Raw genomic sequence first — 11741 nt, 5'->3', positions numbered from 1 at the left:
AGGCCCGGACCGCCGCCTGAACCTGCACAGCGCTTCCGGGCCTTCGTGTCAGCGGACTCCAACCGCCAGATCTGCCTTAGACGCCGGCCGCACCGACCCCGCTGAGGGCTGACTCCCCATAGGCACGGTCCTCCGGGGGCAGGGCCACCTGGAGTTTGCGCACCTTGCCCCTCCCGACGATGTAGCCCCGTCCGGGAATGAATTCAGTGCTGATCCGGCCCAACGAGGTGTTGAGCAGGCTGTCCCCCTCAATGTCTCCCGGATTGATGAGCAGGCCGCGGCGGCCGGACTTGAACGGCTGCGCGAGGGACCAGGCCGAGGACCAGGTGGACGTTTCGGATTCGCCCACCACCCATTGGTCCGCCTTGATCGATGCCGTCACGAGGCGCCCGATGCCGGATTCCGCCATGGTGTCCGTGAATTCAGTAAGGCCTTCGATAAAAATGGCGAGGCTCCCCGGGTTGCCCGTGGAGTACTCCGTCAGATCGTCCAGGGCCTCCTGGACATCGTCCACTCCCACGAGGGAGCGGTTCCAGACCCGGAGAGAAGCTACTGCTGAGCGGCGGGATCCGATATAGATAAGCTCCGTGTTCGGGTTGGAGCGGCGGAGGGCGTAGGCCATGGTTACCAGGGCCACGGTCCTGCCGGCACCAGGGGGACCGGCCAACAGCAGCGGTCCCTTCGCTAGAATTTCGGCTGGTTGCAGCGTTTCGTCGTCCACGCCGATCACCGGCGCGTCCGGACGTCCCGCCGGAAGGATGTCCAGGTCCACCTGGTCCGGCAGCCGTTCGATCTGCGGCGCTTTCTCCACCCCTTGACGAAGCATCGCCTGGGCGAGCTTGTGCACTTCCCTTGCCTGGAGGGCGAGGTTGGAGTTCCCGCCGAGCACGGCCAGTTGAACTTCGTTGTTCCCGAGGAGCCCGCGGCCTGGCGGAGACGTTTTGCTCAGTACGTCCTTGGCCACATCGACTGACATGTAGTCGTCCTCAGAGGACAACCGCAGGACAAGCCGCCGCTGGATGGATGCCAACAGCGATGCCGGTACCGAGTTGGGGCGGTCTCCTGCCACCACAAGGTGGATACCAAGGGGCCGGCCGTCAGTGGCGAGCTGCAGGAAGATGTCCCAGAGCGCAGACAGCCTGCTGAACTCATACGTCTCGCGGAAGGCCGACATACCGTCCACCAGCACGAAGATCCGCTTTTCGTCAGGCCTGCCTGAGAGTTTGCGGTACTCCACAATGGTGGATGCCCGGACTTCGGCGAAGCGGGCTGATCTGTCATCGGCGATATCGCGCAACCAGCGCAACAGGCGCCCTACCCGCTCGACGTCGTCGCCGCTGATCACCTCGCCGACGTGCGGGAGTTCATCGAGCATTTTCAGTCCTGAAGAACCGCAGTCAATGCCGTAAACATGAACCGGTCCACCCCGGGGTGTCACTGCCGCCGCGATGGCGATTCCCCTTAGGGCGGCCGACTTGCCGGAACCGCCGGTTCCGTAGATGGCCATGTTGCCATCCCGGTCCGGCTCATAAAAGACGGTCGGTTGGTCCTGGTGGGCGGGGTCATCCGCCACACCCAGCAGGAGCCGCTCATCGGTCCGGGGATTGGGGAGCTTGGAAAAATCGTAGGTCGTGGCGAGCTCGTTCAGCCACGGCTTTCGCGGGGCTTCAATGGCCAGCACGTCAGCGGCCTTGATGATATTCGCGGTCATGCGGGCAATATCATTGGGCCCGGCCGGCTCTTCCTTGACGGGGTTTTCCGGTGCAGGAGGCTCCCAGCTTGCCCCTGAGCCGAAGGCCATTTCCACGATGTCGATCTGGGGACGCTGTGGCTTTTCCGTGGTCCAGCCACCCGCATACCCGGTCTGGAAGCCCTGGATGCGGCCCGGACCGGTCTTGGCGGCACCTCGCCCGGGAATGGATGGGTCGAAGTAGGCGGCAGTGGGAACGCCAAGGATGTCTGTGGCGTCGTCCTCATCGGCCATCCGCAGTGCGACACGGAGGTTGGTGTTGGCGCGGAGGCTTTCCTTGATGACGCCTGCCGGCCGCTGTGTGGCCAGGATCAGGTGCAGTCCCAGGGACCTTCCCCTGGCAGCGACGTCCACTACCCCGTCCACGAATTCCGGTACTTCTGTGGCGAGGGCCGCGAACTCGTCCACGATGATGATCAGATACGGCGGCGCTTCAGGGTCAGCTTCGCGTTGAAGGCCCAGAAGATCCTTGGCCTTCTTCCGGTTCAGCAGGTGTTCCCGGTAATGCAGCTCCGCCCGCAGGGATGTCAACGCACGGCGCACCAGGTGCGGCGACAGGTCGGTAACCAGTCCCACGGTGTGAGGGAGGTGGAGGCAGTCAGCGAAGGCTGCCCCGCCCTTGTAGTCGACAAACAGGAAACTGACGCGGTCCGGACTGTAGGCGGCGGCCATGCCCATCACCCAGGACTGCAGGAACTCCGATTTACCGGCACCTGTGGTTCCACCCACCAGGGCGTGCGGACCCTCGTTTTTCAGGTCCAGGTACAGAGGTTCTATGCCCTTCGACCCGACCAGGGCGCGGAGGGTGCCGTTGTCCTTGCGGTTGGGGACGGCCGTGGCCCGGACGGAATTGTTTTCCTTCCAGCGGTCCGCCACTGCCTGCGGGTTGTCCATGAAGTCCTTCCCGATCAGCGTCGCATAGGACACTGCCCGGGGAAGGTCGGATTCGTCGTCGACAGGTTTACCGACGTCAACGACGGGTGAGAGCATCCGTGCAAGCTGCTGGGCGAGCTCAGCGTCCAGGCTCTCGCAGCTGACAGGGTATGTGTGGCGCCCGAGCCGGACCTGACCGGTAGTGGTTCCGTGATCGCCGTCGACCACCATAAAGTCCCGGCAGGCTGCAGGCAGGGACTGGACGCTGGTAGCAACCCACATCACGTGCACGCCTGAATCCGGTCCCCGCTCCACGAGCCGGGTGAGCCGTCCACGGTCCACTGGAGCATCGTCCTCGACAATGACCAGGACCGAGGGCAACACCGGGCCGGGAAGTTCCTCTTTGTCCGCTTCGATGGCTGGCCTGGCCTGCGGACCCTGGATCTTGGCCGCCGCCTCACGCTGCTCGATCAGGTCTTCAAGGCGGGCCAGGAGCGTGGATCCGCTCGCCGAGCCGGCCGCGAGGTGGTCCCCGTTCAGCGGGCTATGCCCTGATCCGACGTGCGGGAGCCATTGCAGCCAGCCCCACCGGTCCTTTGATTGAGCCGAGGTGATGGCAGTAACCACCACCTCCGCGGGCGAATGCAAACCGACGGCCTGGAGGACTACTCCCCGCGCGACGTCGTCGACGAGACCACGGGCGCCGGCCAGCCCGAACGAGCCTGCTGAACGGAGCTGGGACACCACCGGTACGCCTTCGATGATCTGGAACTGCTTAATGCAGTCCTGGATCTCCTGCATGAACTCCGGCTCGGTGTCGTTGCTGCCCGGTTCCTCAAGGGGAACTCTCGACGGAAGAGTACCCAGGCCAAAACGGATCCCCAGGAAGCCGCCGTGTTCAGGCCGGTGGGTCCAGAGGAGCGGGCCGAGTTTGTAGATGGAGTCAACTGTGTCGCTGACGGACGGCGCCTCCTGAAGGCGTACTGAACGCTCAACGTGCTGGAGCTCGGTGATGTCACGCCGGAACGCTGCCATTGATTCACGGAACTGCTTCAGTTGTTCCTTCCGCTCCCGCTTACTGCGCATCCTTTGGTCCACATAGTGCCCGACGATGAACAGCGGCATCATGGCCATAAACATCGCCGACATGGCGTTCTGGGTCACGATCCACAGAACGGTGCCCATCATCAACGGGGCGATGAGCATGACGAACGGAAAAGGGTGGTTATCCGGACGTTTCGGCCCGGCCGGCAGCATCCGCTTGGGAGTTTCGAAGCGCGGCACCACCCTGGGGGAACGGTTGAAATCGACGAGGGGCGACGTCGGTGCTGCCGCCTGGTTGCGTGACAGGGACACCACAGCCACCGTGGTGTCTCCGAGCATCAGGGTGTCTGAAGAGTTCAACGTGGCCCGGGTGACGGGTAGTCCGTCCATGATGAGCCCGTTGGCGGAGTTCGTGTCCACGATCTCCACCGTCTCGCCCACCGTAATCCGGGCGTGCCGCTTCGACGTCATAGGGTCCGACAACCGGATGTCCACGTCCCGGCCCCGGCCGATGTAGCTGGTTCCGGTGGGCAGCGAAAATTCCTGGCCGACGTCGGGGCCTGTCAGGATCCGGAGCGTTGCCGCGGCCGGTCCCCGGTTGGCCCCCGGGACGGCGAACTGGTCACTGACCTGCGTCAGCGAAACCACGGAACCCGGCCGGAGCCCCGACTCCAAAAGGTTGTCCGTCCTGTTGAGGACGTTGCCCGTCATGCCGCCGGCCACAAAGGCTTCGTCGATGCTCAGGGTGAGGTTGGGGGGTGCCGGAGTGCCGCGCCGTTCCGGATCTGCGGTCCAGAGCTCGACGGCGATGTCAGCCACCGTGGCCAGCCCGTCCACGGTAACGGCCAGATCCTTCGCTTCGGCCGGGTCACGGCGCAACGTCAGTCGGATTCTCACCCTTCTTCGACTCCCCTCATCTTTTCGATCAAATACAGGTCATCGACAGTTACCAAATGGGATGTCACGGCGTGTTCCACGAGACGGGCGCGCCTGTTGGTGGCCAGCTTCCCGCCTCCGCCGCGCAGTCCGGCCACGCCGACCCGGTCCAGTTTGTCGCACACGTTGTCCAGCTTTCGGTTGAATCTGGTCAGGGCCCAGCCCAGTTTTTTTGCTGCCGCGGCCGACGATGGAATGGCGCTGAAGCCTGTTCCTTCACGGCGGAGCATCGGTTCAGCCAGGGCCACGATCAGCGCCTTCTGGGAGTCTGTGAAGACCACGGGCCCGATGGTGGTATCCCCTCCGCTCTCGTCGTCGCGGACCTCCTGCCGGAAAGACGGAGTCTTCAGGTGCACGGCAAACTCGTACGTCGTTGGACCAGCGGTAAAGATCACGTTGGTGTGGCTGAAGACGAGCGGGATCCGGGCCCCCGGTGAAAGCCAGGCCTGCATTCCGCCCGAACCGTCCGCGATGGTGGCGGAGAGCATGCTGCCGACGTTGCTGAGCCACCAGATCCCGTCATAATGGGCTATCTGGAGGAATCTCCGATGCAGGTAGGGGTTGTCGTCCACCTCAAGGTCACCCTCGCGGCCGATGCTGAAGACATCCTCGTCTGAGGGCTCATGCCACTCACCACAGAAATCTATTGCTAGATCCCCCATATTTCCGTGCCTCCTTGTAGGGCAATGCCCGGATCAGTTCCGTAATCTTTTCTTGGTCCTAGAGTGAATGGCATAGGCGTGAGCCCATGGTCAGTCCAGCCGAAGCAGTGCCATCCTGACGAACTACTATCACCGAGATGCACGTGAACTTTCCGGGCGGGTTTGCAATAATCTCAGCCCTGGTCTCAGTCGTGGACTCGACAGGTCCGCCATCAAGGTTCCATTTATAGACATCGCCCGGTTTCGGACTGGGGTTGGTCCACGTGAAAATCACCTTGCCCGGTGCTCCATCGACTGCCGTCAAATTCTCGACATCAGGAACGACGCCATCGTCCAAGGGATCAGCGGGTGGCTGGCTGAACTGTTCAGTAGCGACTACGTGCGGTTCGGGCCTCGTCTGGGACAACGTTATTCCGAGGATGATCGCCACAACCAGAATGGTTCCACCGGCGATTGCCAGCCAGAGGTTCCGTTTCCCGGTGTCCCCGGGACCTTCCTCGGCATCTGCCGCTCCCATTGCCCGGGGCCGGTTGACCGTGGCGGCCAAGTCATCATCCCGGACGTCCTGATGTGCAGCGTACTGTCCAGGGGCAGCCTGTGGGCCAGCGCCAGCCTGTGGGCCAGCGCCAGCCTGTGGGCCAAGGCCGTCAGCTGACCGGGCCGGAGCTACCGCCCTTGGTCCGCGCAGCATAGTTGCCTGGGCTGAATCGTCCTGTTCGGTGGTGTTCCCCGCTGCGTAAGCCGTGCCGGGAACCTGCCATCCAACCTCCGTACGATCCTCGGGTTTGGGCGTGAACAACTGTGGCCCCGGTACCTGGGAAGCAGGTGGAGGAGCCACCGAGGGAGCAGGCGTCTGAGACTTCGGCCCGATCGGCTGCCCGGCTGGCTGACGGGTCGGTTCACCGGCGAGGGGGCGGGTACGTGCGGGGAACGTGGGAGCGCTGCCGGTCAACTCGGGGTCGATCGAAGCGACGCTCCGAACCCGTGTCTCTTCGAAGCCGTCATCCGGGTGTCCGTCGTCGTGCTGCGGCTCTTCCAAAACCTCAAAGGGCGTCACGGACAGGTTCAGTTCAGCCTGGATGCGCTGGAGTGCAAGAGCAAAGGCGTGAGCCGAGGAGTACCGGGAAGTCGGGGACTTGGCCATCGCCGTCGACAATGCCAGCTCAAGGGACTGAGGGACGTCGGCGCGGCCGAGCCGTGGAACCGGCATATTGGAGATACGCGAAATCAGCTCACGCTGGGAATTGTCGGCACCCGGCATGACAAAGGGAGACCGCCCGGCCAGTAGGGTGTACAGCGTGGCTCCCAGCGCCCAAACGTCCACCATGATGCCGTCCACCGGACCGTCCCGGAACTGCTCCGGCGGGGACCAGGGAATGGACATCCCGGCGTCCTCATCGGCGTCGCTTCCCAGGGTCCCTGAAATGCCGAAGTCGGTCAGGGCAGGCCTGTTGTAATCAGTGACCAGAATGTTGGCGGGCTTGATGTCCCGGTGGGCGATGCCGGCACGGTGGGCGGTTTCGACGGCGGAGGCCACCTGGATGCCCACGGCGAGGACTTCGTCCACGCTGAAACGCTGACGACGGTACCTGATATCCAGACTTGGCCTGGAACAGTACTCCATGGCCAGATAGGAATGGCCGTCGTCGGTCACTTCTGCTTCGAAGATGGTCACGATATACGGGTGCGAGGACAGCTGAGCCATGAGGTTGGCCTCAGACTCAAAGCGTCGTCGGGCCCCATCAGTTTTCAGGCCGGAAAGCAGAACTTTGACGGCCACCTTGCGGCGGGGCCTGTCCTGTTCATAGAGGTACACATCCGAAAAGCCGCCGGAGCCCAGGAGGCTGACGTAGGTGAAGCCGGGAATACGGGGTGGTGGAGCGGGGGGACGTTTGGAACTCAACGGATCTCCTCAAACCGTAAGGAAATGTCATCACCGAGTTCGGCGATGTCCCCGTCCAGGAGAATGGCCATCTCACCTTGAGCCAGCCGCCGTGGAGATTGCCCCTCGCGGACCAGGACTGTGCCGTTCGTGGCCTTCAGATCGCATAACATAACGTGCCAGCCCTCGAGCCTCACCTCCACGTGGGAACGTGAGATGTCTCCGCTCGGGCTGGCCACCTGGACGAGCCTGGGCATGACTCCGCCCTGAACACGGGAAACAGAAGGCTGCCGCCCCACAATCATCGACTGGTCCAGATCTATCAGCTCGCCCGTGGACACCCGCATCCGGCCCAGCGCAGGCCGCGGAACCTGGACTGCATCATCGGGAAGAGGCTGGTGGCACGTGGAGCATTCGGAATGAGTAGGAGGATTTGCGTGGTTTAGCGGGCAAACGCGGGCGAGGACCCTGGGCCCTGTCCCGCCACCGTTCGCGTCACCGTTGCCGGGGACGGAAGCCTGGCCGGCTGCTGCCATTCCGGCCAGATCACTTTTCATGATGGTCTGACCGTCATGGTCACTGTCGTCCACCAGCGGCAGGACGGGCGCTACCACCGGGAGCGGCTGCTCGGACCGATTGCCGGACGCGGGCATGTTCGGCTGCCCACGGAAAGGCACAATGAACAGTGGATTGGACGGCTGGGGATTGGACGGTGCGCTAAAGGAAGGAGGCATCAAGCCGGAGGCCGCGGAACCGCTGCGCCAAGGCACCGAGTCGATCAAACCGCCCTGCTGGAGCGGTGCGGCTGATGGCTCAGCAGGCTGTTGGGCTGGCTCCTGGACGTGCTCTTGGAAGGAGACTGCCAAAGGTTGGTCCGCTGCTTCAGGGACCTCTTCTGCTGGTTCCTTGCTGGTCACTGCAGGCCCAGCGCTTGTCCCTTGGGCAGCCTCGTCGGCATCCGGGTCTACCCGAACAGCGGCATCCTCGATGTTCCGCATCACTGTCTTTTCCCAGAGGTGATCGTAGCTGCCTGTCATTTCGACGGCCGCGACCTCCTCGGGCACAAAGAGGACTGCGGCGGAATCAGGTTCTTCAACCGGTTCAACAGAGTCGGCGACGTCGTCATTATATTCTTCATCGTCGTCGTGGATGCCCATCACGGTCTCCTGCGAGACCCCGTGATCAACCGCTTCCTTATCGGTTGCTTCCGGCGCGTTCGCTTCCGGCAGGTCCTCTTGCGGCAGGTTCTCTTCGGGAAGGTCCTCTTCCGGCAGGTCTTCTTCCGGCAGGTTCTCTTCGCGCACGTTGTCTTCGGGGAGGACCACGACGGCGGGAGCAGGCACCAGTTCCGGCACAGCCTCTACGGGCCGTTCCGGCACCTGCGGCGTCTGGACCGGCGGTTCCGGCAGTTGCCTTGCCACGAGCTGGGGCTCGGGAACATCGGGTTCCGCCAGCAGCGCGGAGGGCACCCTGGCCAGCGGAACCTGCACAGCAGAAACCCCTTCACGGTCCATCCGCAGGCCTTGCAACAGCACAACGCCATCGGCCAACGGCAACTCGGCGCCTCCGGCATTCCCGCCAGGAGCCTTCACTGTGTACCACTGTGGATCCGCCAGATGACGTTCAGTCCAGGTGGTGACATCACGACCGTTGAGATCAACAGGGCCCTCTGTCAGGTGGGCTGTGAGCTCGATATCGCCGCGGAGGAAAACGCGAAGGGAATGCGTGAAGTCCACAATGCCGAACGACGGGATCTGAGCCAATGATTCGCCGGAAGCACTGGTAACAGCATGGAGGACCTCATGGACCTCGGGGGAATTTCCCAACAGCCCCCAGAGGGAATGGACCAGCGCGGGGTCGGCCTCCGGACGCAGCAATACGGCCATGCCGGACCGGACAACACCGATCCAGCTCCCCGGGCTGTAACTACTGGAGACCATGACCTTGCTCCCTGTCTTCCTGGACGGCGGCAGGGCTGCCTTCGGCCTGTGGCGCCTGTTCCATGTCGGTATCGGACGCCTCTTGCGTGGTCTCCGGCACCGCCGCTGAACCCGCGTCTGAATCTGGCTCCGAATCCGCTCCCGAACCTGGCGACGGATCCTTTTCTCCGCCAGCCTCGTGACTTTCCTGCTGCGAGTCATCCATTCCGGCGTCGATCAGGTTCCTCGGAAGCGTGTCCTCTTCCTCGGCCGCAACCACCGAGCGTGGTGCTGTGGTGACAGCGCCGGCGTCGTTCAGGACGTTCTTGGCGTCAACCACGATGACTGTGACGTTGTCCCGGCCGCCGCTGCGAAGTGCGGATTGGATCAGGGCGTCAACTGCATCCTGGGGGTGGCCCACAGTACTGAGGATTCGGAAGATGTGCTCATCGGTGAGTTCGGCATTGAGCCCGTCCGAACAGATCAGGATGCGGTCGCCCTCTTCAACGGGAAGGAGCCAGTAGTCCGCCTCGGTTTCGTCGCCCGTGCCGAGGGCCCGCGTCACCACGTGCCTCCGAGGGTGGACGGTTGCCTGCTCCGGCGTGATCTCACCGGCGTCGACCAGTTCCTGGACTTCGGAGTGGTCCACGGTGACCTGTGAGAATCCGCCCTGGCTGAGCCGATATGTCCGGGAGTCACCGATGTTCATCACAAGCCAATATGGCAGGCCCATCTGCTCAACCACTACGGCACCCGTGAGCGTAGTGCCTGCCCTTGAGCCGGTGGCTTCCCGGATGCGCTCATCCGCCGTCATCAGGTACTGCTGGACGACGGCGGCCGTCGCGGTACGCTCGCCTGTGGCCAGTTGCGGCATTCCCGCCAAAACCCGAACACAGATGCCGCTGGCGATCTCCCCCGCCTCATGGCCGCCCATCCCATCAGCCACGGCAAACACCGGATCCGATGCAATGAACGAATCTTCATTCAGTTCCCGCCGCAATCCGCGGTCCGTTCCGTAACCGCAGCTCAGCTGTAGTCCGTGTTCGGCGTGCTGAGGAGGCGTGGTGGAGTCCGGCTCGGTGTTCATGCCTGTCCTAGGTGAAAGGTGCGGTCACCGAAGTGGACGGTGGAACCTGGGCTGACGTATGCCGGCTGGCCTGCCTGCAACGGTGTGCGGACGCCGTCGGGGGTGGTGACGGCGCTGCCGTTGGTGGAATTCCGGTCAGTGACCCAGATCCCGTCACGGTCCGAAAGGAGATGAAGATGGGTTTTGGAAATGGAACGGCCCGGATCCTGGATGGCCAGTATTTGCGCTACCTGCTCCCCGGAATGGGCAGCGGGATTCCTCCCGATCAGAACGGTGCGGTCGAGCTCGAAGTCGCGGCCGTCGTCGAGCCGGATCCGGAGGACAGCCAACGGCGCGGGCAGCTGTGCGCCGCCCTTCAGCTGGGTACGCTCGTGGTCGTCATCGGGATGGGCTACGGCGAAATAGGGCTGGGATGCCGGTGCCTGTAGAGCTGGCGCGGCAGGCTGGTTTACCTGTGCAGGCTGGGCCTGCGCCGGCAGCTGGGCCTGCGCCGGCAGTTGGGCCTGCGCCGGCAGTTGGGCCAGAGGTGAAGCCTGCCCGGCAGCCGGGGCCGACCAGGGCTGGGGTGTTGCAGGGGCCTGCCATTTGTTCGGGTCCAATGCGGCAACGCCTGGAGCCGGAGCTTCAGAAGCCTGGTTGCCCTGCAGGTTCAGCTGCTGGGCGTTTATTACCTGCGGTGCCGCTGGGGCAGCGCCGGCAACCGGGGACGGAACCTGTTGGACCGGCGGGAGATCAAGCGGCGCGAAGCTGTAAGGGCCCTGGATACCGCCGGTGGTGACAGGATTCCTGCCCGCCTTGATATCGAACACGAGCGTCTTCGCAGCGGCATCGTGCCACCCGCGGAGATTGCCGTTCTTATCCCAAGTGTTGGAGACGACCACGATGACAGCCCATGCGCTTCCCAGAAGGAACAGCGGAGCAACGATCCAGAGCGCTATATCGAACGCTTTCAGGGCCACCAGCACAATCGCCGCCAGGATGCCAAGGATGATGCCTGCCCCCGTAATAACGCCGCGGAGAAAGACGGGACCAGTGCCAGGTGCGTAGCCATCCTTGTCGGCGCTGCGAATGCCCATGATCTGGTTTCCGAGCGTGTTACCCGTGCGGCCTTCGATGGCCATCAGGACCAGCGCGTACACGAGTGCGAGAGCCGAGCCGATTCCGCCCAGAAGCACCACCGTGGACGTGTCATAGATGATGAAGCCTCCGCTGAGCGTCCGCGTCACACCGGCGAAACCGATGGTGAAGCTGACTGCCAGCACGGCAAAGGCGGGAAGCCAGTCGAGCACGGCACCGCCAAGGCGTTTACCGGCAGCTGCGGGTACTACCTCAAGTCGTGCTGCCATTGCGGCTTCTCCCCCTCGTCCAAGGCCCCCATTTCCGTGGCCGGAGTTGTGCCCCGGTTGAGCGGGCACTATCGGGATATTACCGGGTATTGAGGGGCGGTGCGCGGACAGCCCCTCCACCCGTGACTGCTGACCATGATTCACGTTGCGGATACTCCTGGCGGCCCTGTTGTTCAACGGGGCGCCACATGCTGTGCAAAAAGTGGCTCCGGCGCGGATCAGCTGCTGGCAGCGCTGGCAGC

The 11741-nt window shown here is 63.6% G+C and carries 6 protein-coding genes; all 6 read right to left on the bottom strand.

Annotated features, from left to right (window positions below):
• Positions 1–76 precede the first annotated feature (76 nt).
• From RIN13_RS08805 to RIN13_RS08780, 6 genes are read right to left on the bottom strand one after another with little or no spacing between them, the layout of a single operon-like run.
• Complete coding sequence (locus tag RIN13_RS08805; RefSeq protein ID WP_309106960.1) at positions 77–4564, bottom strand: FtsK/SpoIIIE domain-containing protein; 4488 nt, start codon at positions 4562–4564, stop codon at positions 77–79.
• Positions 4561–5265 carry a hypothetical protein gene (locus tag RIN13_RS08800; protein ID WP_309106959.1) on the bottom strand — a complete coding sequence of 235 codons (705 nt, stop codon included), beginning with the start codon at positions 5263–5265 and terminating at the stop codon, positions 4561–4563. The genes RIN13_RS08805 and RIN13_RS08800 overlap by 4 nt, the downstream gene beginning before the upstream one ends.
• A gap of 58 nt (positions 5266–5323) precedes the next feature.
• Complete coding sequence (locus tag RIN13_RS08795; RefSeq protein ID WP_309106958.1) at positions 5324–7168, bottom strand: serine/threonine-protein kinase; 1845 nt, start codon at positions 7166–7168, stop codon at positions 5324–5326.
• Entirely contained in the window at positions 7165–9087 is a 1923-nt protein-coding gene (locus RIN13_RS08790) for an FHA domain-containing protein (RefSeq protein ID WP_309106957.1), read from the bottom strand. The genes RIN13_RS08795 and RIN13_RS08790 overlap by 4 nt, the downstream gene beginning before the upstream one ends.
• A complete protein-coding gene (locus RIN13_RS08785; RefSeq protein ID WP_309106956.1) occupies positions 9074–10153 on the bottom strand; it encodes a protein phosphatase 2C domain-containing protein in 1080 nt (359 codons plus the stop codon). The genes RIN13_RS08790 and RIN13_RS08785 overlap by 14 nt, the downstream gene beginning before the upstream one ends.
• A complete protein-coding gene (locus RIN13_RS08780; RefSeq protein ID WP_309106955.1) occupies positions 10150–11499 on the bottom strand; it encodes an RDD family protein in 1350 nt (449 codons plus the stop codon). Before RIN13_RS08780 ends, RIN13_RS08785 begins: the two co-directional genes overlap by 4 nt.
• Between the last annotated feature and the right edge of the window lie 242 nt (positions 11500–11741).

The organism is Arthrobacter sp., assembly GCF_031179985.1.
Classification (GTDB): Bacteria; Actinomycetota; Actinomycetes; order Actinomycetales; family Micrococcaceae; genus Arthrobacter.
Note: the sequence above shows the minus strand (reverse complement) of the source record. Positions and strands in the feature narration are given on the sequence as shown.